The sequence below is a fragment of the Paenibacillus xylaniclasticus genome (assembly GCF_004001065.1).
Lineage (GTDB): Bacteria > Bacillota > Bacilli > Paenibacillales > Paenibacillaceae > Paenibacillus_T > Paenibacillus_T xylaniclasticus.
Genome location: NZ_BIML01000026.1, coordinates 1 through 25,659 on the forward strand (window position 1 = coordinate 1; position 25,659 = coordinate 25,659).

Annotated in this window: 40 protein-coding genes; 3 read left to right on the forward strand and 37 right to left on the reverse strand. The window is 49.9% G+C overall.

Annotation, left to right across the window (positions count from 1 at the left end):
* Nucleotides 1–257: 257 nt before the first annotated feature.
* Together PXY01_RS18000 and PXY01_RS18005 are read right to left on the reverse strand one after the other, a co-directional pair.
* Nucleotides 258–479, reverse strand: a complete 222-nt coding sequence (locus tag PXY01_RS18000) for a hypothetical protein (protein WP_127571837.1) — start codon at nucleotides 477–479, stop codon at nucleotides 258–260.
* A 119-nt stretch (nucleotides 480–598) separates the two neighbouring features.
* Nucleotides 599–1,216, reverse strand: coding sequence for a stage II sporulation protein M (locus PXY01_RS18005; protein ID WP_127571839.1), 618 nt, complete (start codon nucleotides 1,214–1,216; stop codon nucleotides 599–601).
* A gap of 104 nt (nucleotides 1,217–1,320) precedes the next feature.
* Here PXY01_RS18005 and pdaB point away from each other — a divergent pair, with 104 nt between their 5' ends.
* Nucleotides 1,321–2,091 carry a polysaccharide deacetylase family sporulation protein PdaB gene (pdaB, locus tag PXY01_RS18010; RefSeq protein WP_127571841.1) on the forward strand — a complete coding sequence of 257 codons (771 nt, stop codon included), beginning with the start codon at nucleotides 1,321–1,323 and terminating at the stop codon, nucleotides 2,089–2,091.
* 37 nt (nucleotides 2,092–2,128) lie between these two features.
* Here the strand turns inward: pdaB and PXY01_RS18015 are convergent, their stop codons facing one another.
* Entirely contained in the window at nucleotides 2,129–2,761 is a 633-nt protein-coding gene (locus tag PXY01_RS18015; RefSeq protein WP_127571843.1) for a KinB-signaling pathway activation protein, read from the reverse strand.
* 232 nt (nucleotides 2,762–2,993) lie between these two features.
* On the opposite strand from PXY01_RS18015, the gene gerD reads away from it, so the two are divergent.
* Complete coding sequence (gene gerD, locus PXY01_RS18020; protein ID WP_127571844.1) at nucleotides 2,994–3,686, forward strand: spore germination lipoprotein GerD; 693 nt, start codon at nucleotides 2,994–2,996, stop codon at nucleotides 3,684–3,686.
* A gap of 73 nt (nucleotides 3,687–3,759) precedes the next feature.
* Here gerD and salA read toward each other — a convergent pair whose 3' ends face one another.
* The 4 genes from salA to cysD all read right to left on the reverse strand — a co-directional run bounded on the left by salA (nucleotide 3,760) and on the right by cysD (nucleotide 8,325).
* Entirely contained in the window at nucleotides 3,760–4,827 is a 1,068-nt protein-coding gene (gene salA / locus PXY01_RS18025; protein WP_127571845.1) for an iron-sulfur carrier protein/transcriptional regulator SalA, read from the reverse strand.
* Nucleotides 4,828–4,937: 110 nt separating this feature from the next.
* Nucleotides 4,938–5,720, reverse strand: coding sequence for an N-acetylmuramoyl-L-alanine amidase CwlD (gene cwlD / locus PXY01_RS18030; RefSeq protein WP_127571846.1), 783 nt, complete (start codon nucleotides 5,718–5,720; stop codon nucleotides 4,938–4,940).
* Between the two features lie 104 nt (nucleotides 5,721–5,824).
* Nucleotides 5,825–7,429: a sulfate adenylyltransferase subunit 1 gene (locus tag PXY01_RS18035; RefSeq protein WP_127571847.1), complete on the reverse strand. Its 1,605-nt coding sequence runs from the start codon at nucleotides 7,427–7,429 to the stop codon at nucleotides 5,825–5,827.
* Entirely contained in the window at nucleotides 7,429–8,325 is an 897-nt protein-coding gene (gene cysD / locus PXY01_RS18040; protein ID WP_127571848.1) for a sulfate adenylyltransferase subunit CysD, read from the reverse strand. Before cysD ends, PXY01_RS18035 begins: the two co-directional genes overlap by 1 nt.
* Before the next feature lie 267 nt (nucleotides 8,326–8,592).
* Between cysD and PXY01_RS18045 the strand changes: the two genes are divergently transcribed.
* Nucleotides 8,593–9,615 carry a LacI family DNA-binding transcriptional regulator gene (locus PXY01_RS18045; RefSeq protein ID WP_127571849.1) on the forward strand — a complete coding sequence of 341 codons (1,023 nt, stop codon included), beginning with the start codon at nucleotides 8,593–8,595 and terminating at the stop codon, nucleotides 9,613–9,615.
* A gap of 93 nt (nucleotides 9,616–9,708) precedes the next feature.
* On the opposite strand, the gene PXY01_RS18050 is transcribed toward PXY01_RS18045, so the two are convergent.
* From PXY01_RS18050 to rpsS, 30 genes are all read right to left on the reverse strand, one after another.
* On the reverse strand, nucleotides 9,709–10,404 hold the full coding sequence (locus PXY01_RS18050) for a phosphoadenylyl-sulfate reductase (protein ID WP_127571850.1): 696 nt from the start codon (nucleotides 10,402–10,404) through the stop codon (nucleotides 9,709–9,711).
* Nucleotides 10,405–10,612: 208 nt separating this feature from the next.
* Complete coding sequence (gene rpsI / locus PXY01_RS18055; protein ID WP_127571851.1) at nucleotides 10,613–11,005, reverse strand: 30S ribosomal protein S9; 393 nt, start codon at nucleotides 11,003–11,005, stop codon at nucleotides 10,613–10,615.
* A gap of 18 nt (nucleotides 11,006–11,023) precedes the next feature.
* A complete protein-coding gene (rplM, locus tag PXY01_RS18060) occupies nucleotides 11,024–11,461 on the reverse strand; it encodes a 50S ribosomal protein L13 (RefSeq protein ID WP_127571853.1) in 438 nt (145 codons plus the stop codon).
* Between the two features lie 230 nt (nucleotides 11,462–11,691).
* On the reverse strand, nucleotides 11,692–12,483 hold the full coding sequence (gene truA / locus PXY01_RS18065) for a tRNA pseudouridine(38-40) synthase TruA (RefSeq protein ID WP_127571855.1): 792 nt from the start codon (nucleotides 12,481–12,483) through the stop codon (nucleotides 11,692–11,694).
* Between the two features lie 843 nt (nucleotides 12,484–13,326).
* Nucleotides 13,327–13,692 carry a 50S ribosomal protein L17 gene (gene rplQ / locus PXY01_RS18070; RefSeq protein WP_042171395.1) on the reverse strand — a complete coding sequence of 122 codons (366 nt, stop codon included), beginning with the start codon at nucleotides 13,690–13,692 and terminating at the stop codon, nucleotides 13,327–13,329.
* 43 nt (nucleotides 13,693–13,735) lie between these two features.
* Nucleotides 13,736–14,680, reverse strand: a complete 945-nt coding sequence (locus PXY01_RS18075; RefSeq protein ID WP_127532405.1) for a DNA-directed RNA polymerase subunit alpha — start codon at nucleotides 14,678–14,680, stop codon at nucleotides 13,736–13,738.
* Between the two features lie 128 nt (nucleotides 14,681–14,808).
* The gene (gene rpsK / locus PXY01_RS18080) at nucleotides 14,809–15,204 is read right to left on the reverse strand and encodes a 30S ribosomal protein S11 (RefSeq protein ID WP_127571856.1); all 396 of its coding nucleotides are present in this window, start codon (nucleotides 15,202–15,204) and stop codon (nucleotides 14,809–14,811) included.
* Between the two features lie 19 nt (nucleotides 15,205–15,223).
* Complete coding sequence (gene rpsM / locus PXY01_RS18085) at nucleotides 15,224–15,592, reverse strand: 30S ribosomal protein S13 (protein ID WP_127571858.1); 369 nt, start codon at nucleotides 15,590–15,592, stop codon at nucleotides 15,224–15,226.
* Nucleotides 15,593–15,614: 22 nt separating this feature from the next.
* Nucleotides 15,615–15,728 carry a 50S ribosomal protein L36 gene (rpmJ, locus tag PXY01_RS18090; protein ID WP_003333770.1) on the reverse strand — a complete coding sequence of 38 codons (114 nt, stop codon included), beginning with the start codon at nucleotides 15,726–15,728 and terminating at the stop codon, nucleotides 15,615–15,617.
* Nucleotides 15,729–15,769: 41 nt separating this feature from the next.
* A complete protein-coding gene (gene infA, locus PXY01_RS18095; RefSeq protein ID WP_015847200.1) occupies nucleotides 15,770–15,985 on the reverse strand; it encodes a translation initiation factor IF-1 in 216 nt (71 codons plus the stop codon).
* Nucleotides 15,986–15,987: 2 nt separating this feature from the next.
* Nucleotides 15,988–16,275 carry a KOW domain-containing RNA-binding protein gene (locus tag PXY01_RS18100; protein WP_127571860.1) on the reverse strand — a complete coding sequence of 96 codons (288 nt, stop codon included), beginning with the start codon at nucleotides 16,273–16,275 and terminating at the stop codon, nucleotides 15,988–15,990.
* A complete protein-coding gene (map, locus tag PXY01_RS18105) occupies nucleotides 16,275–17,036 on the reverse strand; it encodes a type I methionyl aminopeptidase (RefSeq protein ID WP_127571862.1) in 762 nt (253 codons plus the stop codon). Before map ends, PXY01_RS18100 begins: the two co-directional genes overlap by 1 nt.
* A complete protein-coding gene (locus PXY01_RS18110; protein WP_127571864.1) occupies nucleotides 17,036–17,686 on the reverse strand; it encodes an adenylate kinase in 651 nt (216 codons plus the stop codon). The genes map and PXY01_RS18110 overlap by 1 nt, the downstream gene beginning before the upstream one ends.
* An 80-nt stretch (nucleotides 17,687–17,766) precedes the next feature.
* Nucleotides 17,767–19,065 (reverse strand): preprotein translocase subunit SecY, encoded by a 1,299-nt coding sequence (gene secY / locus PXY01_RS18115; RefSeq protein WP_127571866.1) that lies wholly within the window; start codon nucleotides 19,063–19,065, stop codon nucleotides 17,767–17,769.
* Nucleotides 19,065–19,505: a 50S ribosomal protein L15 gene (gene rplO / locus PXY01_RS18120; protein ID WP_127571868.1), complete on the reverse strand. Its 441-nt coding sequence runs from the start codon at nucleotides 19,503–19,505 to the stop codon at nucleotides 19,065–19,067. Before rplO ends, secY begins: the two co-directional genes overlap by 1 nt.
* A gap of 50 nt (nucleotides 19,506–19,555) precedes the next feature.
* Complete coding sequence (rpmD, locus tag PXY01_RS18125) at nucleotides 19,556–19,735, reverse strand: 50S ribosomal protein L30 (RefSeq protein ID WP_127571870.1); 180 nt, start codon at nucleotides 19,733–19,735, stop codon at nucleotides 19,556–19,558.
* 13 nt (nucleotides 19,736–19,748) lie between these two features.
* Nucleotides 19,749–20,246 (reverse strand): 30S ribosomal protein S5, encoded by a 498-nt coding sequence (gene rpsE, locus PXY01_RS18130; RefSeq protein WP_127571872.1) that lies wholly within the window; start codon nucleotides 20,244–20,246, stop codon nucleotides 19,749–19,751.
* A 30-nt stretch (nucleotides 20,247–20,276) separates the two neighbouring features.
* Nucleotides 20,277–20,642: a 50S ribosomal protein L18 gene (gene rplR, locus PXY01_RS18135; protein ID WP_127571874.1), complete on the reverse strand. Its 366-nt coding sequence runs from the start codon at nucleotides 20,640–20,642 to the stop codon at nucleotides 20,277–20,279.
* Nucleotides 20,643–20,705: 63 nt separating this feature from the next.
* Nucleotides 20,706–21,248, reverse strand: coding sequence for a 50S ribosomal protein L6 (gene rplF, locus PXY01_RS18140; RefSeq protein WP_127571876.1), 543 nt, complete (start codon nucleotides 21,246–21,248; stop codon nucleotides 20,706–20,708).
* 29 nt (nucleotides 21,249–21,277) lie between these two features.
* Nucleotides 21,278–21,676, reverse strand: a complete 399-nt coding sequence (rpsH, locus tag PXY01_RS18145) for a 30S ribosomal protein S8 (protein ID WP_127571878.1) — start codon at nucleotides 21,674–21,676, stop codon at nucleotides 21,278–21,280.
* A gap of 32 nt (nucleotides 21,677–21,708) precedes the next feature.
* Nucleotides 21,709–21,894, reverse strand: a complete 186-nt coding sequence (locus tag PXY01_RS18150) for a type Z 30S ribosomal protein S14 (protein ID WP_013312154.1) — start codon at nucleotides 21,892–21,894, stop codon at nucleotides 21,709–21,711.
* Nucleotides 21,895–21,915: 21 nt separating this feature from the next.
* Entirely contained in the window at nucleotides 21,916–22,458 is a 543-nt protein-coding gene (gene rplE / locus PXY01_RS18155; protein ID WP_127571880.1) for a 50S ribosomal protein L5, read from the reverse strand.
* A 33-nt stretch (nucleotides 22,459–22,491) separates the two neighbouring features.
* Complete coding sequence (rplX, locus tag PXY01_RS18160; protein ID WP_127571882.1) at nucleotides 22,492–22,845, reverse strand: 50S ribosomal protein L24; 354 nt, start codon at nucleotides 22,843–22,845, stop codon at nucleotides 22,492–22,494.
* A gap of 68 nt (nucleotides 22,846–22,913) precedes the next feature.
* On the reverse strand, nucleotides 22,914–23,282 hold the full coding sequence (gene rplN / locus PXY01_RS18165; RefSeq protein WP_127532419.1) for a 50S ribosomal protein L14: 369 nt from the start codon (nucleotides 23,280–23,282) through the stop codon (nucleotides 22,914–22,916).
* 49 nt (nucleotides 23,283–23,331) lie between these two features.
* Nucleotides 23,332–23,595: a 30S ribosomal protein S17 gene (gene rpsQ, locus PXY01_RS18170; protein ID WP_127571884.1), complete on the reverse strand. Its 264-nt coding sequence runs from the start codon at nucleotides 23,593–23,595 to the stop codon at nucleotides 23,332–23,334.
* A 51-nt stretch (nucleotides 23,596–23,646) separates the two neighbouring features.
* Nucleotides 23,647–23,847, reverse strand: a complete 201-nt coding sequence (gene rpmC / locus PXY01_RS18175; protein WP_127571886.1) for a 50S ribosomal protein L29 — start codon at nucleotides 23,845–23,847, stop codon at nucleotides 23,647–23,649.
* On the reverse strand, nucleotides 23,837–24,271 hold the full coding sequence (gene rplP, locus PXY01_RS18180; RefSeq protein WP_127571888.1) for a 50S ribosomal protein L16: 435 nt from the start codon (nucleotides 24,269–24,271) through the stop codon (nucleotides 23,837–23,839). The genes rpmC and rplP overlap by 11 nt, the downstream gene beginning before the upstream one ends.
* A gap of 2 nt (nucleotides 24,272–24,273) precedes the next feature.
* Nucleotides 24,274–24,939: a 30S ribosomal protein S3 gene (gene rpsC / locus PXY01_RS18185; protein ID WP_127571890.1), complete on the reverse strand. Its 666-nt coding sequence runs from the start codon at nucleotides 24,937–24,939 to the stop codon at nucleotides 24,274–24,276.
* Between the two features lie 13 nt (nucleotides 24,940–24,952).
* Nucleotides 24,953–25,288, reverse strand: a complete 336-nt coding sequence (gene rplV / locus PXY01_RS18190) for a 50S ribosomal protein L22 (protein ID WP_127571892.1) — start codon at nucleotides 25,286–25,288, stop codon at nucleotides 24,953–24,955.
* A gap of 39 nt (nucleotides 25,289–25,327) precedes the next feature.
* Nucleotides 25,328–25,609 carry a 30S ribosomal protein S19 gene (gene rpsS / locus PXY01_RS18195; RefSeq protein WP_127571894.1) on the reverse strand — a complete coding sequence of 94 codons (282 nt, stop codon included), beginning with the start codon at nucleotides 25,607–25,609 and terminating at the stop codon, nucleotides 25,328–25,330.
* Nucleotides 25,610–25,659: the final 50 nt, after the last annotated feature.

Below are 25,659 nucleotides of genomic sequence, written 5' to 3' on the forward strand. Positions count from 1 at the left end.
CGACAACGTTTAACATCTTATCACATGATGTTCAGTTGTGCAAGCTTTTTTTCGAATCTTTTCTTCAACTCAGTCGATTACTCAAACTCGCATTTCGCTTGCCGGCTTTGTTCATCTCGGCCGGAATTAGAATATACCACAGCTTGTCCACAATGCGCAACTGTTTTTTGAAAAAAGTTATTTCATTATTCACAACGCCTATCCATTCAAGCATCGTCATACGGGCCGCACAAGCACTCGGCAGCCCGCGGTTCGCATTAGCGGTAATTGCGCATATTCAATGCATAGCGCGATAGCTCCTTCGGCGTTGCAATTCTTGCGAACATCCGGAAGATGATCTTGTATCGTTTCGCAATAGCTTGCTTAATATCATCATCTAGCCGGGAATCATGAAGGTCGAGCATCATTTCATCCAATTCTTTGCGGAGGACGTAGTCGAATTCTTTGCATTCTTTTTCATTGAACAAAATTCCGAGCATAACCGTAGTCGGCCTCCTTACAATGTGCATTAACGGGGTTAAAGAAAAAAGCGTCCCGCTTCGTTCGCGTCGGACGCTTTCTTCCGCTTTATTGTTATGCTCAAATAATGGTAAATTTATTACTTCCCTAACAAGATGGGCGTCACCAGACTTTCGATTAACGAGGCGGCAAACAGCAGAACGGCAACACCGATCACGATCGGCACGGTTGCTTTTACATAAGCCCCCGCTTCATGAGACAGCTTCGCGTCTCTGACGAATATTTGTCCCAGCAGTCGAAAAGCGAAAGAACCAGCTTTCATCCCATACGCCGCTGCAATAATAAGAACCGGAATTTCAATGATTCCGTGTGGCAGCAAGCCTCTTACTACAAGATCAAAAGCTGCCTCTCCTCCGTTAACTAGCGCGTACTTATGAACGAAATAACCGAGGACCAGTCCATTGATCACGATGAAGTAAATAGGGAACAGCCCGAAGAAAAAGCCTAAATAAATGACCATTGCCCCTTTGATCGCGTTGTTAAAGAAGATGACGATAATCATCAGCAATGTCGGATTAGACGATTTGTCTATTGCCTCCGCCAAGCTGCGAATTCCTTCAAGCTGGCTGTTCATGTAATCATTAAGCCCCGGAGTCGAGGTTCCCGCAACGATACCTGCTACGAATAGAACGAAAGCTACTGCAATATAAGTGCCCATTGACCGAAATTGGTCAAGCCATACTGAAAGTCGAGACATGGTTGTAATCCTTTCCGCTTAGGTTCAATTTGGATGAATATCCATCGTGTACGAGCATAGATTGTACTAGAACAAGCCCTTTAACGAGAGGAGCGCCTAGTCCAATGAATAGCTTTTATGTGTTGAACGGCAAACGGTTGAAACGATATTTGCTCGCCTCGGTAGCTGTCATATTCTCCGTCGGGATCATTTACGCCGAGCGAGACAATATTACCGTATTTGCGCCTCAGACGCCAGCTGCTATCTACAGCATTCCAACCGAGAAGAAAGTGGTCGCCCTCACCTTCGATATTAGCTGGGGCGATAAACGTGCCGAGCCGATACTCGAAATATTGAAAGAGAAAAATGTTAAGAACGTAACGTTCTTCCTCTCCTCCCCATGGAGCCAGTCTCATCCGGAAATCGTCAAAAAAATTGCAGCCGCTGGATACGAGATCGGAAGCCATGGCCACAAGCACGACAATTACAGCAAATACGGCGACGAAGAAATCCGCACCCAAATTACAACCGCTCATACGATTTTATCAAGCATTACGGGCAAATCGCCAACTTTGATCCGGCTGCCGAACGGTGATTTCGATAAACGTGTACTGCGTATCGCTGAGGAGCTGAATTACAAGGTCATTCAATGGGATACCGACTCGCAGGACTGGCTGAACATCGGTACGGCCAAAATTATCGACCGCGTCGTTAACCGCGCCCACCCGGGAGATATCATTCTGATGCATGCAAGCGACTCCGTCAAACAGACGCATGAAGCTCTCCCCGTCATTATCGACCAACTCCGCGCCAAAGGATACGAGTTCGTCACCGTTACCCAATTGATCGGGCAGACGGAGGTTCAAGGTAAAACCGTCCATTTACCACTGCTTTAGAATACAAAAAACAAGGGCTAATGTCGCCCTTGTTCGATTACGAGGCCGGTTTCGCGATTGTCGCGGAATCGGCTTCCTGCTTGCTGCTGCCCACAAGCCGATGAAGCATAAAAATAAGATACGTGTTGCACACGAACAACGGCGTTACCATAAAGATCACGGATACGACATTCGTCTCTCCGCTAATGCTCGGCCAAGCCTCCAGCACGGTTACAACGAACATGAAGAACACGGTCGGTACAAATCCGCTTCTATTCGTCTGCTTAACCTTGAGCATCGCAACGACAACCGAGCCGACGGCCAGCACAAGCGGCAGCACCCAGTACAGCCAATCGCCCAGCTTGTCCTTATAGCCATACAGCATATATCCGAGCGCTGCAACAGCGAATACAGACGTGTAGCCCTGGAGCGTCGTCCACATAAACTTTTGCCGAGTCATACTTAGTGCAATGTAATTCAGCGTCAGATAGGCGAAAAAGCCCATCATGGCAAATACGCCAATCATTAAGCCGCTGATAGCCATCATCAATGCGTTGTAACCCGTCTCCTCCACTTTAAGAAAGCCATAGGACTGGTCAGTAAATTGAAGCGCCAGCCCGAGCACAAGGCATACTGCAGCACCGATTGCCATACTGCTCCAGAATAAGAAAAATAATTTGCGCAATGTCATGCTTTCGTCTCATCCTCCCACAGCTTAACGGAAAACGTCGATTATTGATGGATATGCATATTTGTCATACTGTCCTTTATTTTACCATGTCCGAATTAAAAAGCTAACCTCCACTCATGATAATCAGGTGAACTTTGTGCATACTAACATTAATAACCGGTATAGGCTCGCGACTGACAGCTTTCGCTCTTTCGTTGAGCCGTGTGAAGTGATGGAAGGAGACTGACGAATCATGGTCATCCGATGGCGATTGGGACAAGTCGGAGCCGCGCTGGCTGCTATAATCACGCTGACGTCTTGCGGCGCCGAGCCGGCCCCTCAGAACGAGTCAATGAGCTACAAAGATATGAAATCGATGGTGATCGATATTCTGAAGACCGAGGATGCACAGAAGGCGATCCAGGAATCGACAAGCCAAATGTCTGGCGGCTCCGGGCTCAACTCCAAGCTGCTATCCGTACAGGATCAGGAGCAGGTTCGTATGGCGGTCAAAGAGGTGCTCGTATCACCCGAATACGATAAAGTGATCAAGCAGCTGATGACGGACCCTCGGTTCGCAGGCGAATTTGCCAAAACCGTCAACTCACAAAATAAACAGATCCATAAAGACTTGTTAAAGGACCCTGCTTATCAGAAGGATTTGATTTCAGTCTTGAAGTCGCCAGAGGTCGATAAAATGATTCTGGAGGTGCTGCAGGGCCCGGAATACCGTAAAACGGTCATGTCCCTCATGCAGGACGCCATGCAAAATCCGCTGTTCAAGCTTGAGGTGCTCAATCTGTTGAAAAAAGCGGTGCAGGAAGAGCTCAAGCCATCTGAGTCTGGAGATAAGCAGAGTCAAAGCGGCGGTGAGGGCGGCGGCGAGGGCGAATCGTCCAAGGAATCCGAAGGCGGTGGCAGCGAGGAGGAAGGCTCCCCACTCTAACAATGTACCAACAAACAACACCCAGCCATGCATTCATGACGGATGCGGCTGGGTGTTGTTCGTTCGGGTTCTCTTAAAATTTCGCGATGACACGGCTGGCAAGCTCGGCATACAGTTGACCGGTCTCACTGTCCGCTTTATAGACCGACGGAGAGAAGTCCGGCTCGGATACATGGTTGTCCGGCGCTCCGAGCGGAACTTGGGCCAGCAGCTCCGCATTGAGCTGCTCCGCGAGGCGGGCGCCGCCTCCGCGGCCGAACACATACTCCTTCTCGCCGCTGTGGCGATTGTAGTAATAAGACATATTCTCTACAACGCCAATAATGTTATGCTCCGTCTTGATCGCCATCGCGCCTGCACGCGCCGCGACGAAAGCGGCTGTCGCATGCGGTGTAGTAACGATAATTTCCTGGCTTTGGGGAATAATCTGATGCACATCGAGCGCAATATCGCCCGTTCCCGGCGGAAGATCAAGCAGCATATAGTCGAGCTCGCCCCACTCCACTTCAGCGAAGAAGTTGCGAAGCATTTTGCCAAGCATTGGCCCGCGCCATACAACCGGGCTGTTATCCTCGACGAAGAAGCCCATCGACATGACCTTCACCCCGAAACGCTCGATCGGAATGATGCGATCATCCACTACCTGCGGCCTCTCCTCAATTCCCATCATATCCGGCACACTAAAGCCATAAATATCGGCATCAATCAAACCGACACGCTTGCCTGCACGCGACAGAGCGACGGCCAAATTGACCGTAACCGTCGACTTACCGACCCCGCCCTTACCGCTGGCAATGGCAATAAATTTCGTACCGCTCTCCGGAGACAGCAGCGTCGTCGGTTCAATCAGCCCTCCATGTCCCTTCACAGGACCGCTTTGCCCCGCTGTACCTGTCTCAGGCTGAGCTGCTCCCGCTTCCGTACGGAAACGAAAATGAACGGTCTGGACGCCTTCAGAAGCTAGCGCACTGCGCAGCGCTGGCTCCAATGCGGTTTGATCATCGGCTTTAGCAGTCAATACCGTCATGGAAATGCCGCTCTCTTTGACTACAACGTCACGGAACTGCGCTGCCTTGCCTGCTTCCCCCTGTCCATCCGCTGCTTTGCGGACAATCTCGATGATCTGTTCTCGGGTTAACATCGTTCTCATTCCACCTTCTTAGCTATATACGTTACCGAAATTGGCGTTCGAATTTCGAATATTATGGTTCTGACTGCTATTATAACATAGTCACTGACGCGTTGTTCGATTCACGAAAGAGGAGCAGCCGATGAGGCGGTTCCAAGCTTCTCTCCACTGCTAAAGCGCAGAATCCCTTGATAGATCGCAGCGGCGACAGCTCGCTGATAGTTCCCGTCCGCAAGCCTCCGAGCCTCATCCGGATTGGATAAAAATCCGACCTCAACTAGCGCCATCGGAATGTCCGTTATCTGCTTCATCAGATACACCTCATTTTTAATAACGGAAGCGACTCGGCTCGTAGTGGCCAGCTTGTTTTTGATTTCGTCTTGAATAAGAGCTGCAATCTGAGCATTGCTTTCATTACTCGGATAGAAAAAGGTTTGCGCTCCTGACCATTTCGGAGACGGAATGCTGTTCATGTGGATACTAATGACTAGGTGCGGCTTAGCCTGCTTGATGAACTCCGCACGCTTGACCAGATCCTCCGTCTTTCTTCTTGCGACGGCTTTCGTATCTTTCCCCGCCAAGTCGTAATCGCCTTCACGGGTCATGACAACGAGCGCACCCGCCTGCTGCAAATAATCGCGCAAATAAATAGCGATCGCTAAATTCAAATCCTTCTCAATATCCCCCTGCTTGCTGACGGCTCCGCCATCAATTCCGCCGTGACCGGCATCAATAACGACTGTCTTGCCTGACAAAGGAAGCGACCAGGTCGACATGGTCCGTGTAGATGGCAAATCGTTCAGAATCAGCGCAGCAGCCGCAATGATAATGAGTGCACCGATTGCAATTCGCACCGCCCCCTTGTAATTCAGCCAGACAACAATCCGGTTTCGATACCGCCGCATAAAAAAACCACCTCGTCCCATGCGATTGGTAAGCGGGCTTGCAGCAAAGCCTGTACTTTACCATCCTTATGGGACTAGGTGATCGAATATGACTCGGTTATAGTTTATCCTTTATTTCGAACAAGAATTTTACGGTATTTGCCGAAGGCTCCGGTTGTACCGTTACCCGCTTCTAGACCATTCACGTCAAGTATAGGCAATTGTGGATCACGAGCGCCGAAGCCTGTAAATATGCCGCCACGGATATTAGCGAAGCCGACATCCGACTGCAGATCGAAATCGGAAGGATATGCGCATTGCTCACTTTGTAGAGGAAGCATATCTCCCTTATTGTACGTAACCGCTGGATGTTTGTCCCGCAGCACCATATTCATCTCCGGCTCAAACCAGAAGCTGTCAAATAGATTGACTTGCAGCTTAGTATCTCCGTCCTGTAAATATACGCCATCTTGATTCTCGCTGCCTACGGATACTACAACACCGCATGCCGCTGTAGCATGTGTGACACGGTCAATGAGAATTAGCGCGCCCATCGTTTTGTGTTGAAGAAACTCATCGACAACGAGCGGTTCAGACACGACGATATCGCAGCTGATAAGCTCGTTCTTAACCGCAGTAGAAGTAGCAAGCAGGCTGCCGGTGTTGACGTCTACCTTATGGTGCAAGTCTGTCACGACGGCTGGAAGCAGCCTCGTGCCCAGCTTAATCCAATATTCCTTGCTCGGAACGAGCTGCTGTTCATCCATCCACAAGATCGTCGTCGTAATCGTAGTCGCCGTCTTCAAGCCTGCATCCTTAGTGAGCACGCAGCCGCGCGAAATGTCGACCTCACGATCCAGCTGAATCGTCACCGGCTGCCCGGCGACAGCGCTGCCCGCCTTCTTATCTCCAATGTGAATGGACTTCACGATTGCCGTTTCGCCGCTTGGCAGAATCGTTAGCATCTCGCCGACTTCAATCTTACCGGCCTCAATCTGTCCCTGGAAGCCGCGGAAGCTATGATCTGGGCGGCTTACACGCTGAACCGGCATGTAGAAGCCGCTCTCGGCGGCATCCGTCGAAATATCGACCGTTTCCAGATGCTCTAGCAGTGCCGGACCGTTATACCATTCCATATTGGAGGAACGCTGCGTCACGTTGTCGCCCTCCGTTGCCGAGACCGGAATAATAACGGTATTCTCCAGACGAAGCTCCTTGCACAGTTGCTGAATATCCTCGGTAATGCTCAGAAACCGTTGTTTATCGTAGCCGACAAGGTCGATTTTATTCACTGCGAATATAAAATGCTTAATTCCCATCAACGCGCATATACGAGCGTGGCGACGAGTTTGTACCAGAACGCCTTTCTTGGCGTCGATCAAAATAATGGCTAAATCAGCAAAAGATGCGCCGACGGCCATGTTACGCGTATATTCTTCATGCCCTGGCGTATCGGCGACGATAAAGCTGCGCTTAGCGGTGTTGAAGTAGCGGTAGGCAACGTCAATCGTAATGCCTTGCTCCCGCTCCGCCATCAGACCGTCAAGCAGCAGCGAATAATCGATCGCTCCGTTGCGGCTGCCAACCTGACTGTCCAGCATGAGAGCCTGCTCCTGATCGGCATACAGCATTTTGGAATCGTATAGAATATGACCGATAAGCGTGGACTTGCCGTCGTCAACGCTGCCGCAAGTTATAAATTTAAGAAGACCGCTCGCTGTCTGACTCATTAGAAATATCCCTCCCGTTTGCGCCGCTCCATGCTGCCTGCCGCTTCCTTATCGATAACGCGGCTTGTTCGTTCGGAGGTTGTTGCGGACAGCGTCTCTGCAATAACCTCATCCAGCGTATCAGCCTCCGACTCAATCCCGCCGGTGAGAGGGTAACAGCCTAACGTACGGAAACGTACCTTCTTCATCTCGGGAGTTTCTCCCGGCATCAGCCGCATACGGCTGTCATCTACCATGATAATATTGCCATCGCGATAAACTACCGGACGCTCAGCGGCAAAATACAGCGGGACGATCTCAATATTCTCGCGTTTAATATATTGCCATATATCCTTCTCCGTCCAGTTGGAGATCGGAAATACGCGCATGCTCTCGCCCTTTTGGATACGGGTGTTATAGAGCTTCCACATCTCAGGACGCTGGTTTTTAGGGTCCCATGTATGCTGTTCATTCCGGAATGAGAAGATACGCTCCTTAGCACGGGACTTCTCCTCGTCACGCCGTCCGCCTCCGAAAGCGGCGGTGAACTGATATTTCGTCAGCGCTTCTTTGAGCGCCTGTGTCTTCATAATGTCCGTATATGCTGAACCGTGATCGAATGGATTGATGCCCTGAGCGATAGCAGCTTCGTTGCGATGAACGATAAGGTCGACGCCAAGCTCTTGCGTTTTACGGTTACAGAACTCATTCATTTCGCGGAATTTCCAACCCGTATCGATTCGAAGCAGCGGAAATGGCGGCTTCTCCGGGTAAAAAGCTTTCAGAGCGAGATGAAGCATGACCGATGAATCTTTACCTATCGAATAAAGCATAACCGGGCGCTCACATTCTGCAGCAACCTCCCGGAAAATGTAGATCGCTTCTGCCTCAAGCTTATCCAAGTGTGTCAGCGACAAGTGTATCACTCCTGTATGGCTAAGTTTAATCGCAGCTGACTACGATATAGCGATGTGATAATATCATTCCTTCGACATAGCCAACCCAAAATCAGCACAATGTTGATCTAAGTATATGTTTTTTCGATTTGAAAGACTAGCATTGATTACGCAAACGTTTTACTTGAATTTATCGAAAAATTGCGTTCCATTTGCGCAAATCCACTTCTTTTTTGCGTTAAAACAAGCTATCATACTCAGTAAACATGCACACATGGGGGATGTCTGATGACTTTAAAGCAGATCGCCAATATGGCAGGTGTATCCATTTCAACGGTATCGCGCATTTTAAATTCCCCTGACAATAGCTTTGCAACGAAAGAAGTTCGCGACAAGGTGTGGAGGTTTGCAAGAGAAATCGGCTATGTACCGAATCAGAATGCCAGAGAGCTCAAGCTTGGTAAACGAATCTCCCGCAAATCGTCCCCTCCTTCCATCTCTTGCATATTGGGACGCACCAGACAACTAGATGACGATCCTTTCTTTGCGCAGATGTCGCGTGCGATCGAACAGCAAGCGCTGGATTTGGGCTATGCCGTTCGTCATTCTTATTCGCTCTTCGATATTGAGACCGATACACTGCTTGATCAGATCGAAGCATCGCATACGGACGGCGCTATTATATTAGGTCGCTTCAGTAACGACAGCATGAGCTTCCTTGAGAAGCATTATAAGAGCCTGGTCTATGTAGGACGAAACTTCATCTCTGCTAGCTGTGATCAGGTCATTTGTGACGGGTATGAGGCTACGCAAATTGCAATGATGCACTTGATTGAGCATGGACACCAACGAATCGGATATATTGGAGAGACGAAGAATGAGGTTAGGTATGAAGCCTACTGCGATATCATTCGCAAATACGGGCTGGAATACTCAGAGAAATGGGTGAGTAACTGCCCGCAGAACGGTCCTGGCGGTTATCAGGGGGCTGATGCACTTCTGGCGAAGGCCTCTACACTCCCGACTGCCGTATTTTGCGCAACCGACATTGCTGCCATAGCCGCGTTAAGACGATTCTCGGAAGCAAAAATTAAAGTTCCTGAGCAGCTGTCGATTATTAGCATGGACAATATCGAGCTCTCCGGCTATGTCTCTCCAATGCTGACGACTGTAGGAATGCCAATAATCGAAATGGGAAATTGGGCCGTTCAGCTCTTAATTAATCGGCTTAGCAAGCGTCACCAGCTGCCGGCCAAAGTGCTGCTGCCCAACAAGCTGATTATTCGAGAAAGCGTTGCAGCTCGAAATTAATGAAAAATTTTGATGGAAAGGCAGTAAAAATAATTCGGCCGTGCGAAGCACCTGATGGCGCTTTGCACGGCCGAAAGTCTTATCCGAAGCTTATTATTTGTGCAGACCACACTCTGTTTTCTCGTTGCCCGACCAGCGGCCCGCACGCGGGTCTTCGCCTGGCATGACAGGACGCGTGCAATGCTCGCAGCCTATCGACGGGTAATGTTGATCATGCAGCTTGTTGTAAGGGACATTGTTCGCACGAATGTAATTCCACACGTCCTCACTCGTCCAGCTGGCAAGCGGATTGAATTTCATGAGACCGAACTTGTAGTCGTACTCAATCTTCTTCGCGTTCGCGCGAGTAGGCGCTTGATCGCGGCGAATACCTGTAATCCAGCACTCATACTTGCTCAATATTTGCGTCAGCGGCTGAACCTTCCGAATGTTGCAGCATTGGTTCGGGTCGCTTTTCCACAGCTCTTCACCATATTGTGCCGCTTGCTCCTCCGGAGTAATGGCTGGCTTCACTTGCACATAACGAATATTCGGATAACGCGCTGCAAGCGCATCGCGGGTTTCAAGTGTTTCTTTGAAGTGGAAGTCCGTATCCAGATAGAAAATATCGATATTCGGGTTTATCTTTTGGATCATATCGACGAGCACCACGTCTTCAGCGCCGAAGCTGCATGCGAACGTGATGTTCGGGAACGTTTCAATTGCGTACTGAATGATCGCTTCCGGTGATGCATGTTCTAGCTCTTCAGCCTTCTGAGCAGCCAGTGCTTCCTTTTCTAACAAGTTCATATTATAGACCTCCGTACCTTATTCATTCCAAGTAAAATGCTAGGTGTTACTCGATTATACGTCTTCACATTCATTTATTCAATGTATTAAATTTGTTTCCACGCATAGTAGCGCTTGGAATTACCCGCTGCTGCAGTCAGACTGTCCTTTAAATGCAAAAATGCCTCTTCCGAGCACGGTGTGCAAAGAAGAGGCATTGATGAAAAAATTAACGTTTCGAGAATTGTGGAGCGCGACGTGCAGCCTTGAGACCGTATTTCTTACGTTCTTTCATGCGTGGGTCACGCGTCAGGAATCCTGCACGTTTCAGAGATGCACGGAACTCTGGGTCTGCTTTCAGCAGAGCGCGGGAGATACCGTGGCGGATAGCGCCTGCTTGACCAGAGATACCGCCGCCGTTAGCGATGACGATAACGTCGTACTTGTTCGTCGTATCCGTCAGCGTAAGCGGTTGTTTTACGATCAATTTCAGCGTTTCCAGACCGAAATATTCGTTCAGGTCGCGTTTGTTAATAGTGATTCGTCCTTCACCCGGCACGAGACGAACGCGTGCTACGGAGTGTTTACGACGACCGGTTCCATAGTATTGAACTTGTGCCATGAAACTGTCCTCCTTTTATTAACCGCGAAGCTCGTACACTTCAGGGTTTTGTGCTTGATGCGGATGGTTCGGACCTGCATATACGTTAAGTTTCGTTCTCAGCTTGTCGCCAAGACGGTTCTTAGGAAGCATGCCGTGAATAGCCGCTTCGATAACGCGCTCTGGATGCTTGTTCAGCATTTCTTGAGCGGAGATCACTTTCAAGCCGCCTGGATACAGCGAGTGACGATAGTAGTTTTTGTTTTGGAGCTTTTTGCCCGTCAGGTGCACTTTCTCAGCGTTGATGATGACCACGAAGTCACCCGTATCAACGTGAGGCGTAAATTGTGGTTTGTGTTTGCCGCGGATCAGGGCAGCTGCTTCGCTGGCCAGACGACCCAACGTTTTGCCTTCCGCATCGATTACATACCATTTGCGCTCGACTTCGTTAGGCTTTGCCATAAAGGTTGTACGCATGGGTGTTCCTCCTTAAATTGATTCAGCAATCCATTTATAATGAAACGTTCGGTTGCGTTTCACGCATTCAATTTCTTCGTTAATGTTGCGTTCAATGTTACAGTTGGTTGGACATTTCTAATCGGGGCTGTGGGATAGCCATTAAAAATGCACAAGTAATATACTACTATAAATAATGGGCTTTAGCAAGAGGTTTTACCTGTAAAATGGCGTTAAATTGCATAATCCCATTAACCGTTCAACCCATCTGCTGCCGGAGCAGCCAGACGGCATTCCTCCGGCGGATATTCTACGCTCCACAACACTAAGCCGTGCGCCATTGCAGTGGGTCCGGAGCGCGTCCGATCCTTAGCAGCAAGCATAGATGGTATATCATCCGGTGAAATTTTACCCTCGCCTACCCACATCAACGTGCCCGCGATTATGCGGACCATATTATAAAGGAAGCCACTTCCTGTTACGAACAGATGAAGCAAATGTCCTTCCTCTACAATACGCGTCTCAAAAATGGTACGAACATGGCTCGGCTGCGTCGATTGAATCGACGTAAACGTCGTAAAGTCATGTTCGCCAACCAAATGCGAGAATGCTTCACGCATCGCCGCTACATCAAGACGAGTCGGGTGATGGAAGGCATAATGGCGTCCGAATACATCCGGGAACTTACTCCGATCGATCGTATAACGATACGTCTTGCGCTTCGCGGAATGACGAGCGTGGAATGTCTCAGGCGCTTCCCACGCCTCCAATACGACGATATCGTCCGGCAGACGCGTATTAATCGCAAGCGCCCAACGTTCCGCAGGAATACGCGATTCCGTATGAAAGTTAAACACCTGGCCGCGTGCATGAACACCGGCATCCGTACGTCCGGACCCAATAATGCGCAGCTGCTCGCCGGTCAGCGTCTTTATCGCCGCCTCTATCACGTCTTGGATCGTATTGCCGCTCGGCTGCGATTGAAAGCCGCTGTATGTCGTTCCGTCATAGCTGACGACCATTACGATGTTTCGAGTCACCATGTTTACCTCCCCATTTCCGACACCCTCAGGGATTCGACACCCTCCTAAATCCTCCCTCTGCCAGAGGGAGGACCCTAGAGAGCTCCCGCCCTCTGGACTCCGGAAGAACTCACCTAACCACTACCCAACGCCCCCGCCGCTTTACGTCCCTTACGGAACAACGCTCCCTATGGATCTCTCTAGCCCCTATCGAACGTTCGCATCCCGATTCGATTCTTCGAAGCCGCCGAGTACTATAAGCCGCTTTCGTCCCTTACAGGACACGCTCCCCGTCTGCGTTCTTCCCCTTTAGCGCGCACGCGCGCTGTAAGCCAATGGAGAACAAAAAACACAAAGGTCCTCACTATCCACAGCATTCGCAGAGCGCTATCCCCAAATCCACATGCTTCCCCACAGTTTCCACAGACAATACACGGTTATGTGTGGTTAGTTGTTCTATCCACAAGTGAACAAGTGCCATAAACGCATGAAATCCACATGTGGATTGTTGGTCTGTGCGTTTCATGCTCCTGTGGATAGGCTGACAATGTGGCTGCAAAAGGCCCGAAAATACCGGCTCAGTATTAGAGCCGGCTTTTTCGATTATATCAAATGGAACGCGGGAGGTGCATGGAGAGCTGCGATAGGTTCGCGAGTTTACGTCCGACTTTTGAAGTGATGTTCCCGTCCTATTGAAATTGTTCCAAGGAACATCACTTCAACGGGAGGCGCGGGCCTGTCGCATGCTCGGAATGCGCGGGCGCAGCCGTTCAGTCGAAACCACGTGCCCGCGCGTTCCATAACACGCCAAGAAAAAAAGGTGGCCGCGAGGGTCCACCCTTTCTCATCCGATCATCCGGTCGATTACGCGCGATCTACCAGTTCCAGATACACCATTGGTGCTGAATCACCGCGGCGCGGTCCCAGTTTCAGAATCCGCGTGTATCCGCCCGCACGTTCCGAGTAACGGGTGGCCAGTTCGGAGAACAGCTTTTGGATTGCGTCTTGTTCGCCGTCAATCGTTTCACGACGTACGAAAGCTGCCACTTGGCGACGAGCGTGAAGATCACCTTTTTTCGCCTTCGTGATAAGCTTCTCAGCGATCGAACGAACCTCTTTCGCTTTCGCTTCCGTCGTTTGGATGCGCTCATACAGGAACAGATCCGTTACGAGGTCGCGAAACAGCGCTTTACGCGCGCTCGCATCACGGCCCAACTTTTGGTATGCCATCGATTTCTCCTCCTTCTGCTAGATTGCCTTTTACATGTATGCTCTACTCTTCCATGCGGAGGCCCAAACCGAGTTCTTCAAGCTTCTCTTGAACTTCCTCCAAAGATTTGCGACCAAGGTTGCGCACCTTCATCATGTCTTCTTCGGTTTTCGTAATCAGCTCTTGCACGGTATTGATGCCTGCACGTTTCAAGCAGTTGTAAGAACGAACGGAAAGATCCAGTTCCTCGATCGTCATCTCGAGTACTTTCTCTTTCTTATCTTCTTCTTTCTCGACCATGATTTCCGCGTCTTTGGCTTCATCGGTCAATCCGACGAACAGGTCCAAATGCTCGGTCAAAATTTTAGCGCCGAGGCTTACCGCCTCTTCCGGTCGAATACTTCCATCAGTCCAAACCTCTAAGGTGAGCTTGTCATAGTTGGTTACTTGGCCGACACGAGTATTTTCTACGCTGTAATTGACACGGGTAATGGGCGTGTAAATCGAATCAATGGGAATTACGCCAATCGGTTGATCTTCTTTCTTATTCCGATCCGCAGGGACGTACCCGCGTCCCCTATTGGCGAATACCCGCATATGGAGCCGCGCACCGGAGGCTAAGGTCGCGATATGAAGATCGGGATTCAAAATCTCAACATCGCTGTCCGCGCGAATGTCGCCCGCCGTTACGTTCCCTTCACCTTCTGCGTCGATTTCCAGCACCTTTTCTTCATCGGAGTGGATTTTCAACGACAGGCCTTTCAGGTTCAATATGATCTCGGTAACGTCCTCGATCACTCCGGGAACCGTAGAAAATTCATGAAGCACACCATCGATTTGTACCGAGGTAACAGCTGCGCCTGGCAGCGACGACAGCAAAATTCGGCGAAGCGAATTGCCCAGCGTCGTACCATAACCGCGTTCCAGCGGCTCGACGACAAAACGTCCGTATGTGCCATTATCATTGAGCTCTACGGTTTCGATTTTCGGTTTTTCGATCTCAATCACTAGTAGTACCCTCCTTCAAAACGTCGCTCCGTTCACCGTACGTATTCAGTCGAATCTTGTAGTATGCCAAACCTTCACAACCATTATTCACAAGTTGCTGTAATTTGATACCACAGCGAGGAGCTGAATTATACGCGGCGACGTTTTGGTGGACGGCAACCGTTGTGCGGAACAGGCGTTACGTCTTTAATCAGGTTAACTTCGAGACCAGCAGCTTGCAGGGAGCGGATTGCCGCTTCGCGGCCAGCACCTGGTCCTTTAACCATAACTTCGACAACTTTCATGCCATGCTCCATTGCAGCTTTGGCAGCTGTTTCAGCAGCCATTTGTGCTGCGAAAGGCGTGCTTTTACGGGAACCTTTGAAGCCGAGGTTACCGGAGCTTGCCCAAGAGATTGCATTGCCGTGCGGATCCGTGATCGTTACGATCGTGTTGTTGAACGTCGAGCGGATGTGCGCTACGCCGGAATCAACGTTTTTACGGTCGCGGCGTTTAGTACGTACGACTTTTTTAGGTTTAGCCATTGTCTGTTATCCTCCCTTCTTATTTCTTCTTATTCGCTACAGTACGACGAGGACCTTTACGCGTACGAGCATTCGTTTTCGTACGTTGACCGCGAACTGGCAGTCCACGACGATGACGAACACCACGGTAGCAGCCGATTTCGATCAGACGTTTAATGTTAAGCGAAATTTCACGACGGAGGTCGCCTTCCACTTTAACCGTTTTGTCGATCGTTTCACGAAGACGGCTTACTTCGTCTTCCGTCAGATCACGAACGCGAGTATTTGCGTTAACGTTAGTCGCTGCAAGAATCTTCTTAGCCGTCGTTTGGCCAATACCGAAGATATATTGAAGCGCGATCTCAACGCGTTTGTCACGCGGCAAGTCAACACCAGCAATACGTGCCATATGCCTTGTTCCCCTCCTTTAACTAGCCTTGTTTTTGTTTGTGTTTAGGATTTTCACAAATCACCATAACGTTGCCTTTGCGACGAATGACTTTGCATTTCTCGCAGATAGGCTTAACCGAAGGTCTAACCTTCATTGTGATTACCTCCCGAATCCTTCGGCGCAAGCACGAAAGGCTTACTTCCGATAGGTAATGCGTCCTCTAGATAAATCATACGGCGACAGCTGGATCACTACTTTATCTCCCGTAAGAATCCGGATAAAATGCATGCGCAGCTTACCCGATACGTGAGCCAAAATTTGATGTCCGTTCTCCAGCTCAACCTTGAACATTGCATTAGGTAGCGGCTCGATTACCGTACCTTCGACTTCAATGACGTCTTCCTTAGCCACCGTCATTCTCCTTTCGCTTGCACGAACTTCTCAATCGCGTAGCGCAGCTTAGCATTCGTCACCCGGCCGGTCTCTCTCATGCTGTTTACCACTTCGTTGCTGACGACCGGCTGCAGCTCAAGGTGCGCGATGTTCTTCTTCTTCGGCCGATCGAACCTCTTCTTATCGCCATCGGCGATTAAGACAAAGCGATCGTCGACGATACCGATTATGACCGCATAACCGCCTTCATCCTTGCCTCGAAGCACGAATACGATCTGACCGATCTGCGGCAACGCATCCACGTGCATCAACCCGCCTTGGCGTCCGATTGGGTTAGGATCTCATAACCATCTTCCGTTACGGCGACTGTATGCTCGAAATGCGCGCACCACGAGCCGTCGACCGTGACGACCGTCCAGTTGTCCTCTAACGTTCGAACATACCGTTCACCAATGTTGACCATCGGCTCGATGCAAAGAACCATGCCTGGTTTTAGACGCGGTCCTCGATCAGGTATGCCATAGTTCGGAATTTGTGGTTCTTCGTGAAGCTTCGTGCCGATGCCGTGACCGACATACTCACGAACTACCGAGAACCCCGCGTTCTCAACAACCTTCTGTACGGCATGCGATATCGTATAAAGTCGAACATCCGGCTTAATCAGTTCCAGCCCAGCGTATAGAGATTGTTCCGTCACATCGAGCAGCCGCTGCACTTCATCAGAAATGTTACCTACGCCGTACGTCCATGCGGAGTCGCCATGGTAGCCTTGATATTGTGCACCGATGTCGATGCTGATGATGTCTCCATCCGCCAGCTTCTGATTGCCCGGAATGCCATGCACCAGCTGATCGTTAACAGATGTGCATATGCTGCCAGGAAATTGATTGTAACCTTTAAAAGATGGAACGGCGCCACGACTTCGAATATACTTCTCGGCAATCTGATCCAGCTCATGGGTCGTAATACCGGGCTGTAATGATTGTTTCAACAGCCGATGCGTGTCGGCGACAATCCGCCCTGCTTCCCTCATCAGACGTAGCTCCGCTTCCGACTTGCAAATGATCATTAGCGTGAACCCCGCAGAATAGAAGCAATCTCAGCAGTTACAGCATCAATATCCTGTTCCCCGTCAACTTCGCGAAGCAGCGATTTGCCTTCGTAATACGTAAGCAGTGGTGCAGTCTTAGAGCTGTACTCGTCCAGACGCGTTCCAACACTATGTTCGTTGTCATCCGAGCGCTGATACAGTTCGCCTCCGCACTTATCGCAGACGCCTTCTTGTTTCGGCGGGTTATTCAAGACGTGGTACGTGGATCCGCACGATTTGCAAATGCGGCGGCCCGTAAGACGGGCAAGCAGCAATCCGCGGTCGACCTTCAAGTTAATGACATGGTCGATCGAGCGGCCCATCTCCGCAAGCATAGCATCAAGCGCTTCGGCTTGCTGCAGCGTGCGTGGGAAGCCATCGAGCAGAAAACCTTTGGAGCAGTCGTCCTGCAATAGCCGGTCGCGAACGATTCCGTTCGTAATCTCATCCGGAACGAGCTTTCCTTGGTCGACGTACTCTTTAGCTTTTTGTCCGAGGGGCGTTCCTTGTTTCATGGCAAGACGGAAAGCATCACCTGTCGAAATGTGCGGTATCGCAAATTGATCGACAATACGTTCAGCTTGTGTCCCTTTGCCGGCTCCTGGAGGTCCCATGAATAGAATGTTCATTCTGTGTTCCTCGCTTTAAGCACAATAGGCCCGTTCGGGATCCGTATGCGCATGCGCCCGGAACCCGATATGAACCTATCTTATTTATTAATAAACCCTTTGTAGTGACGTTTGATCAACTGGCTCTCAATTTGCTTCATCGTGTCGAGTGCGACACCGATGACGATCAGGAGCGAAGTTCCGCCCAAACTAACACTTTGTGGCAGGTCAGCCGCTTTGCTGAAAGCAACCGGAAGCAATGAAATCACCGAGAGGAAGAGAGCGCCCGCCAGCGTGAGACGAGTCATTACTTTCGTAATGTACGAAGCAGTTGGCTTACCCGGACGAATGCCTGGGATATAACCGCCGTTCTTCTTCATCTGATCCGCCATTTGCACCGGATTGATTTGAACAAAGGTATAGAAGAAAGTGAAGCCGATGATCAAGATGACATACAATACCATGCCAAGCGGCATGTCGTACATCAGATTCTCGATAACCCATTGCGCCCAGTCCTTGTTAGCCCAGAACTGTGCTATCGTAACAGGGAACATGAGCAGCGAGATCGCGAAGATTACCGGGATAACGCCTGCGCCGTTAACCTTCAGCGGAATGTGCGTCGACTGTCCTCCATACATTTTCCGTCCTACTACGCGTTTAGCATATTGAACCGGAATTTTACGGATGCCTTGCTGAACGAAGATAGCGCCCACGATAATCGCGATTACTACCAGTACGATCAGCACGACCTTCAGAATGTTCCAGAAGAGCATGTCACCTGGGTTTTCGAATTCTGAAGCGTACATATCGCGAATGGCTCCAGGGATACCTGCAATGATACCCGCGAAGATCAGAATCGAGATACCGTTGCCGATACCGCGCTCTGTTATTTGCTCACCGAGCCACATCAAGAAAGCTGTACCAGCTGTCAAGACGATAGCGATCATCGCGTACGTCGCAAACGAAGCATCAATGACCATCTCGTAAGCATACTTACGGTTAAAGCCCACAGCCGTACCAAAGCCTTGGATCAAACCAAGGATGATTGTGCCGTAACGGGTAATTTGCGCAAGCTTACGTTTACCATTCTCGCCTTCCTTCGCCCATTCCGTAAATTTCGGAATAACGTCCATCGACAGGAGCTGCACGATGATCGAGGAAGTAATGTAAGGCATAATCCCGATCGCGAAGATCGAGAAGTTAAACAATGCGCCGCCCGAGAACGTGTTCAGTAAGCCAAACAGGTCTTGACCTGCATTGACTTGCTTGAACACATCCGTATTAATATTCGGAACCGGGATAAACGAACCGATTCGGTAAACAAGCAAGATGAAAAGGGTAAATAGGATCTTCTTACGAAGGTCTTCCACTCTCCAAATGTTGGACACCGTCTTGAACATTAGATCACCTCGGTTTTACCGCCGGCAGCCTGGATTTTCTCTACCGCAGATTGAGAGAATTTGTTCGCCTTAACAGTCAGTTGAACCTTGATTTCGCCGTTACCGAGAACTTTAATGCCGCTCTGTGGATTCTTGACGATTCCTTTCTCCAGAAGAACTTCTGGAGTAACCTCCGTTCCTGCTGCAAAGCTATTCAATTCTTCAATGTTGACAACCGCATATTCCTTACGGAATGGGTTGTTAAAGCCGCGTTTCGGAAGACGACGGTACAATGGGTTTTGACCGCCCTCGAAGCCAGGACGAACGCCGCCACCGGAGCGAGCGTTTTGACCTTTGTGACCACGAGCAGCCGTTTTGCCGTTACCGGAACCGATACCGCGACCGACGCGCTTGCGCTCTTTACGGGAGCCTTCTGCAGGTTGAAGCTCATGCAGTTTCATCGTTCGTAGCACCTCCTTAATTGGTTTGCCTATTAGAAACGTTCGGGAAGTTATACTTCTTCGACTTTAACGAGGTGGCTAACAGCGTTAACCATGCCGCGAATAGCCGGACTGTCGTTCAGGACAACCGATTGGTGAAGCTTGCGCAGACCAAACGATTCAACCGTAGCGCGTTGTTTCTCGTTACGGCCGATCAGGCTGCGAACAAGCGTAATTTGCAATTTCGCCATCGTGTTTTCCTCCTTAACCCAGAAGCTCTTGCACGGTTTTACCGCGAAGCTTCGCCACGTCCTCAGCGCGTTTCAGGCGGGAAAGGCCTTCAAGCGTCGCGTTAACCATGTTCATGGAGTTCGAGGAACCAAGCGATTTCGTCAGGATATCGCCTACACCAGCAAGTTCGAGCACCGCACGAACCGGGCCGCCTGCGATAACACCGGTACCTTCGGAAGCAGGCTTAAGAAGAACTTCGCCAGCGCCGAAGTGGCCGATGACTTGATGCGGGATCGTCGTTCCCACGAGTGGAACGTGTACCAGATTTTTCTTCGCGTCTTCGATACCTTTGCGAATTGCATCTGGAACCTCGGCAGCTTTACCGATACCAGCGCCTACATAGCCTTTGCCGTCGCCGACAACAACCAGTGCGCTGAAGCTGAACCGACGTCCGCCTTTAACTACTTTGGATACACGGTTGATGTGAACAACCTTCTCTGTCAGTTCTAACGTATTCGGATCTACACGCAAGTCGTTTTACCTCCTTATTAGAAAATTAGATTAGAATTCGAGCCCTGCTTCACGAGCTGCTTCAGCCAGTGCTTGAATCCGTCCGTGGTACAGGTAACCGCCGCGATCGAAAACGACTGCAGATACGCCTTTCGCTTTAGCGCGAGCTGCGATCAGTTCGCCGACTTTCTTAGCCGCTTCAACGTTACCGCCGTTGCCGATGCCCGTAATTTCTTTATCCATCGTAGATGCTGCAGCGATCGTTACGCCATTGACGTCATCGATCAGCTGTGCATACATATGTTTCGAAGAACGGAATACGGACAAACGCGGACGCGCCGTCGTACCGTTGATTTTCTTACGTACACGCAGGTGACGTTTCAGACGAGCTTTGTTTTTATCGCCCTTCGTAATCATTCGGAATACACTCCTTTCCGTTTGCCTTATGAAGCTATCGGGATAAGCCGGTTGTTAAGCGGCTTATTTTTTCTTACCTGCTTTACCCTCTTTGCGGAGGATACGTTCGTTCTCGTACTTGATACCTTTGCCTTTGTAAGGCTCTGGCTCGCGTACCGCACGGATTTTCGCTGCCGTTGCACCAACAAGCTCTTTGTCGATGCCGCGAACGATAATTTTCGTTTGGGACGGCAGTTCGAACTCGATGCCTTTGTCAGGAGCAAACTCAACAGGGTGAGAGTAACCTACGCTAAGGACGACTTTATCGCCAGTCTTATTCGCACGGTAACCTACGCCGACGAGCTCAAGCGTTTTTGCGAAACCTTCCGTTACACCGCTAACCATGTTCGAAATGACGCTACGCGTCGTTCCGTGCAGGGAGCGGTGCAGTTTATTATCAGATGGACGTTCAACCACGATCTCGTTCTCCGAAACAGTGACTTTCATGTCTTTGTGCAGAGCGCGGGACAGCGTGCCTTTCGGTCCTTTTACAGTGATGATGCTGTCGTTCAGGCTGATGCTAACACCAGCTGGAACAGCGATCGGTTTGCGACCAATACGGGACATTCGTTACACCTCCAATCGTTGACGAGTTATTACCAAACGTAGCAGACGACTTCGCCGCCAGCTTTCGACTGACGAGCTTCTTTATCGGTCATAATCCCTTTGGACGTGGAAATGATGGCGATACCGAGACCACCAAGTACACGTGGGATTTCATTCGATTTCGTGTAAACACGAAGACCTGGTTTGCTAATGCGTTTCAGACCCGTGATTACGCGCTCGTTGTTCGCTCCGTATTTCAGGAAAACACGGATGATCCCTTGCTTGTTATCATCGATATATTCTGCATCGCGGATAAAGCCCTCGCGTTTCAAAATCTCAGCGATTTGCTTCTTCACTTTCGAAGCAGGCATTTCCACGGTCTCGTGACGAACGACATTCGCATTGCGAATACGTGTCAGCATATCTGCGATCGGATCAGACATAACCATTTATGTGAACCTCCTTCCCGAACTAAGACTGATTACCAGCTTGCTTTTTTGACGCCAGGAATCTGGCCCTTATATGCTAACTCACGGAAACAAATCCGGCAAATTTTAAACTTTTGCAATACGGAATGCGGACGACCGCAGCGCTCGCAGCGCGTATATGCACGCACTTTGAACTTCGGAGTACGCTGCTGTTTCACTTTCATCGAAGTTTTTGCCACTTGGTAAACACCTCCCGTGGATTACTTCGTGAACGGCATGCCCAGTTGGGTGAGCAGCTCACGAGATTCTTCGTCCGTTTTGGCCGTCGTAACGATAACGATGTCCATACCGCGAACTTTATCAACTTTATCGTACTCGATCTCTGGGAAGATCACTTGTTCTTTCAAGCCCAGCGTGTAGTTACCACGACCGTCGAATGCTTTCGTCGAAACACCGCGGAAGTCGCGTACACGCGGAAGCGTGATGTTGAACAGTTTGTCGAGGAAGTAATACATGCGCTCGCCGCGCAGCGTTACTTTCGCCCCGATAGGCATATTCTCACGAAGCTTGAAGCCTGCGATCGACTTCTTAGCACGCGTGATAACTGGCTTTTGACCAGCGATCAATTGAAGCTCAGCTACTGCAGAGTCCAAAACCTTCGAGTTCGCAACCGCTTCGCCGACACCCATGTTGATGACGACCTTCTCGATTTTTGGCACTTGCATTACTGTCGTATAGTTAAACTTCTGCATCAGAGCAGGTGTAATTTCGTTCAGGTAACGATCTTTCAATCTTGCTGCCATGATTCAATGGACCTCCTTTCCGTCTCGGATCAATTAGTCGATCTCAACGCCGGACCGTTTAGCAATCCGGACTTTTTTGCCGTTGTCGAGCACTTTGTAACCGATACGCGTTACTTTACCGCTCTTCGGATCAATGTGCATAACGTTCGATACGTGAATCGGAGCTTCTTGCTCGATGATTCCGCCTTGCGGATTCGCTTGGGACGGACGAGTATGCTTCTTCACGATGTTTACGCCTTCGACCAGGACACGGTTTTCACGAGGGTAAGCTGCGATAACGCGGCCTTTTTTACCTTTGTCTTTACCGCTGATAACGATGACGTTATCGTCTTTCTTCACGTGAAGCTTGTTGTTGTGCGATTCAAGAACTTTTTTGAGACGTGGCATGAGTACACCTCCTGCATGCTTGATCACTTACTTATATTTCACCCTCGCGCAGCGCGCGGCGCGGGCAATTAGATAACTTCCGGTGCGAGCGAGACGATCTTCATGAAGTCTTTATCACGAAGCTCACGAGCAACTGGTCCGAAGATACGTGTGCCGCGTGGGCTCTTATCTTCCTTCACGATTACCGCTGCGTTCTCGTCGAATGCGATGTAAGAACCGTCTTTACGACGAACCGAACGTTTCGTACGAACGATAACAGCTTTAACCACGTCGCCCTTTTTGACAACGCCGCCTGGTGTTGCTTGTTTGACGGAGCAGATGATCAGGTCTCCGATGTGGCCAACACGACGTCCCGTGCCGCCAAGCACGCGAATGCACATCAGTTCTTTAGCGCCGGAGTTGTCAGCAACAGCCAAACGCGTAAATGGTTGAATCATTTGTACGTCCTCCTTTCGGAAAAATGCTCATTACACGATAGACCGTATCTTAAAGGATAACCGCTTCTTCAACGATTTCTACGAGTCTGAAGCGCTTGTCTTTGGAAAGCGGACGAGTCTCCATGATTTTCACGACGTCGCCGATTTTCGCCTGATTGTTCTCATCATGCGCTTTGAATTTTTTCGTGTACTTAATGCGTTTATGGTACAACTCGTGTTTTTTGTACGTTTCAACAGCAACCACGATCGTTTTGTCCATTTTGTCACTAACTACTTTGCCGATTTGAACCTTGCGGGCATTGCGTTCGCTCATGTTCTTCCTCCTTCCTTAAGCCATATCGTCGGCTTATCCGCAGTGTGAATATTAACCGCTGATTCCGAGTTCTCTTTCACGCAAAACGGTTTTGGCACGAGCTATTTCCTTCCGCACATCACGAATGCGAGTCGGATTGTCCAGCTGACCCGTTGCCAATTGGAAACGAAGGTTGAAAAGTTCTTCTTTGAAGCCTGCGACTTTTTGTTCAATCTCTGCAGAGGTTAGGTTGCGAAATTCACTAGCTTTCATTTGCTTCACCACCCACTTCTTCGCGTTTCACGAACTTCGTCTTAACAGGGAGTTTGTGAGCAGCGAGGCGCATTGCTTCACGTGCGACTTCTTCCGGAACGCCGGCAAGCTCGAACATGATTTTACCTGGTTTAACAACCGCTACCCATTTCTCAACGTTACCTTTACCGCTACCCATCCGTACTTCAAGCGGCTTTTGCGTAATTGGTTTGTGAGGGAAGATCTTGATCCACACTTTACCGCCACGTTTGATGTAACGAGTCATTGCAATACGAGCCGCTTCGATTTGACGGTTCGTAATCCATGATGGCTCAAGAGCTTGAAGACCGTATTCGCCGAAAGCGACTTCCGTACCGCCTTTTGCTCTACCTCTCATGTTACCGCGTTGTTGCTTACGGTGTTTGACGCGCTTTGGTACCAACATGTTTAGTTGCCTCCTTCCGTAGCAGCTTTCTTCTTAGCAGTTGGAAGGATTTCACCGCGATAGATCCACACTTTTACGCCAATGCGGCCGTACGTCGTGTGCGCTTCAGCTGTGCCGTAATCGATGTCAGCGCGCAGCGTGTGAAGCGGAACTGTACCTTCGCTGTAACCTTCCGTACGTGCGATCTCTGCGCCGCCGAGGCGACCGCTAACCGACGTTTTGATACCTTTAGCGCCCGCACGCATCGTGCGTTGGATCGCTTGTTTCAGTGCGCGGCGGAACGAAGTCCGGCGCTCAAGCTGTTGTGCGATGCTCTCTGCTACGAGGATAGCGTCCAGATCAGCTTGTTTAATTTCCGTAATGTTAATATGAACTTTTTTGCCGTTCGTGATTTTAGCCAGTTGGTTGCGGAGGTTTTCAACTTCCGAACCGCCTTTGCCGATGACCATGCCTGGTTTCGCCGTATTGATCGTTACGTTGACGCGATTAGCTGCACGTTCGATCTCGATGCGGGAAACGGCTGCGTCTTTCAGCTTGTTTTTCAGGAAGTCACGAATTTTGACGTCTTCGATAAGAAGATCGCCGAAATCTTTACCAGCAAACCATTTGGATTCCCAATCCCGGATGATCCCCACACGGAGACCGTTCGGATTTACCTTTTGACCCACACGTTTTCCCTCCTTATTTCTCGGATACGATCAAAGTGATATGGCTCGTACGTTTATTGATACGGCTTGCGCGGCCCATTGCGCGCGGACGGAACCGTTTCAACGTAGGACCTTGGTTCACATATACTTGCTCGACAACCAGCTTGTTAACGTCCAGCTGGTAGTTATGCTCCGCATTGGCAATTGCGGAGTTCAGAAGCTTCTCCACGATTGGGGAAGCGGATTTTGGCGTGTGACGCAAAATCGCGATCGCTTCGCCGACCTTCTTGCCGCGAATCAAATCAACGACGAGTTGGGCCTTACGAGGTGCGATACGAACGAAATTAAGTTGCGCTTTCGCTTGTGCCATGGATGAACCTCCTCTCGTAACGTAGAGTCAAGCCGTTAATTAACGGCGACCCGTTTTCTTATCATCGTCGCTGTGGCCTTTGTACGTACGCGTTGGTGCGAACTCGCCTAGCTTATGTCCGACCATGTCCTCCGTAACGTATACCGGTACGTGTTTACGACCGTCATACACAGCCAGCGTATGGCCGATGAATTGTGGGAAAATAGTCGAGCGACGGGACCACGTCTTGATCACGACTTTCTTGTTCGCTGCGTTCAGCTCTTCAACTTTCTTGAGCAGGTAACCGTCGATAAACGGACCTTTCTTCAAACTGCGACCCATGGATGATCCTCCCTTCACTTAACGTGCGCGTGACGGTCACCCGTCACGCA

Coding starts and splice junctions, on each gene's coding strand:
- PXY01_RS18000 (WP_127571837.1), bottom strand. CDS start 479: ATGCTCGGAATTTTGTTCAATGAAAAAGAATGCAAAGAATTCGACTAC.
- PXY01_RS18005 (WP_127571839.1), bottom strand. CDS start 1,216: ATGTCTCGACTTTCAGTATGGCTTGACCAATTTCGGTCAATGGGCACT.
- pdaB (WP_127571841.1), top strand. CDS start 1,321: ATGAATAGCTTTTATGTGTTGAACGGCAAACGGTTGAAACGATATTTG.
- PXY01_RS18015 (WP_127571843.1), bottom strand. CDS start 2,761: ATGACATTGCGCAAATTATTTTTCTTATTCTGGAGCAGTATGGCAATC.
- gerD (WP_127571844.1), top strand. CDS start 2,994: ATGGTCATCCGATGGCGATTGGGACAAGTCGGAGCCGCGCTGGCTGCT.
- salA (WP_127571845.1), bottom strand. CDS start 4,827: ATGTTAACCCGAGAACAGATCATCGAGATTGTCCGCAAAGCAGCGGAT.
- cwlD (WP_127571846.1), bottom strand. CDS start 5,720: ATGCGGCGGTATCGAAACCGGATTGTTGTCTGGCTGAATTACAAGGGG.
- PXY01_RS18035 (WP_127571847.1), bottom strand. CDS start 7,429: ATGAGTCAGACAGCGAGCGGTCTTCTTAAATTTATAACTTGCGGCAGC.
- PXY01_RS18045 (WP_127571849.1), top strand. CDS start 8,593: ATGACTTTAAAGCAGATCGCCAATATGGCAGGTGTATCCATTTCAACG.
- PXY01_RS18050 (WP_127571850.1), bottom strand. CDS start 10,404: ATGAACTTGTTAGAAAAGGAAGCACTGGCTGCTCAGAAGGCTGAAGAG.
- rpsI (WP_127571851.1), bottom strand. CDS start 11,005: ATGGCACAAGTTCAATACTATGGAACCGGTCGTCGTAAACACTCCGTA.
- rplM (WP_127571853.1), bottom strand. CDS start 11,461: ATGCGTACAACCTTTATGGCAAAGCCTAACGAAGTCGAGCGCAAATGG.
- truA (WP_127571855.1), bottom strand. CDS start 12,483: ATGGTGACTCGAAACATCGTAATGGTCGTCAGCTATGACGGAACGACA.
- rplQ (WP_042171395.1), bottom strand. CDS start 13,692: ATGGCATACCAAAAGTTGGGCCGTGATGCGAGCGCGCGTAAAGCGCTG.
- rpsK (WP_127571856.1), bottom strand. CDS start 15,204: ATGGCTAAACCTAAAAAAGTCGTACGTACTAAACGCCGCGACCGTAAA.
- rpsM (WP_127571858.1), bottom strand. CDS start 15,592: ATGGCACGTATTGCTGGTGTTGACTTGCCGCGTGACAAACGCGTTGAG.
- rpmJ (WP_003333770.1), bottom strand. CDS start 15,728: ATGAAGGTTAGACCTTCGGTTAAGCCTATCTGCGAGAAATGCAAAGTC.
- PXY01_RS18100 (WP_127571860.1), bottom strand. CDS start 16,275: ATGCACGTGGATGCGTTGCCGCAGATCGGTCAGATCGTATTCGTGCTT.
- map (WP_127571862.1), bottom strand. CDS start 17,036: ATGATCATTTGCAAGTCGGAAGCGGAGCTACGTCTGATGAGGGAAGCA.
- PXY01_RS18110 (WP_127571864.1), bottom strand. CDS start 17,686: ATGAACATTCTATTCATGGGACCTCCAGGAGCCGGCAAAGGGACACAA.
- secY (WP_127571866.1), bottom strand. CDS start 19,065: ATGTTCAAGACGGTGTCCAACATTTGGAGAGTGGAAGACCTTCGTAAG.
- rplO (WP_127571868.1), bottom strand. CDS start 19,505: ATGAAACTGCATGAGCTTCAACCTGCAGAAGGCTCCCGTAAAGAGCGC.
- rpmD (WP_127571870.1), bottom strand. CDS start 19,735: ATGGCGAAATTGCAAATTACGCTTGTTCGCAGCCTGATCGGCCGTAAC.
- rplR (WP_127571874.1), bottom strand. CDS start 20,642: ATGATTACGAAGGGCGATAAAAACAAAGCTCGTCTGAAACGTCACCTG.
- rplF (WP_127571876.1), bottom strand. CDS start 21,248: ATGTCCCGTATTGGTCGCAAACCGATCGCTGTTCCAGCTGGTGTTAGC.
- rpsH (WP_127571878.1), bottom strand. CDS start 21,676: ATGGTTATGTCTGATCCGATCGCAGATATGCTGACACGTATTCGCAAT.
- rplE (WP_127571880.1), bottom strand. CDS start 22,458: ATGGCAGCAAGATTGAAAGATCGTTACCTGAACGAAATTACACCTGCT.
- rplX (WP_127571882.1), bottom strand. CDS start 22,845: ATGCCACGTCTCAAAAAAGTTCTTGAATCGCACAACAACAAGCTTCAC.
- rplN (WP_127532419.1), bottom strand. CDS start 23,282: ATGATTCAACCATTTACGCGTTTGGCTGTTGCTGACAACTCCGGCGCT.
- rpsQ (WP_127571884.1), bottom strand. CDS start 23,595: ATGAGCGAACGCAATGCCCGCAAGGTTCAAATCGGCAAAGTAGTTAGT.
- rpmC (WP_127571886.1), bottom strand. CDS start 23,847: ATGAAAGCTAGTGAATTTCGCAACCTAACCTCTGCAGAGATTGAACAA.
- rplP (WP_127571888.1), bottom strand. CDS start 24,271: ATGTTGGTACCAAAGCGCGTCAAACACCGTAAGCAACAACGCGGTAAC.
- rplV (WP_127571892.1), bottom strand. CDS start 25,288: ATGGCACAAGCGAAAGCGCAACTTAATTTCGTTCGTATCGCACCTCGT.
- rpsS (WP_127571894.1), bottom strand. CDS start 25,609: ATGGGTCGCAGTTTGAAGAAAGGTCCGTTTATCGACGGTTACCTGCTC.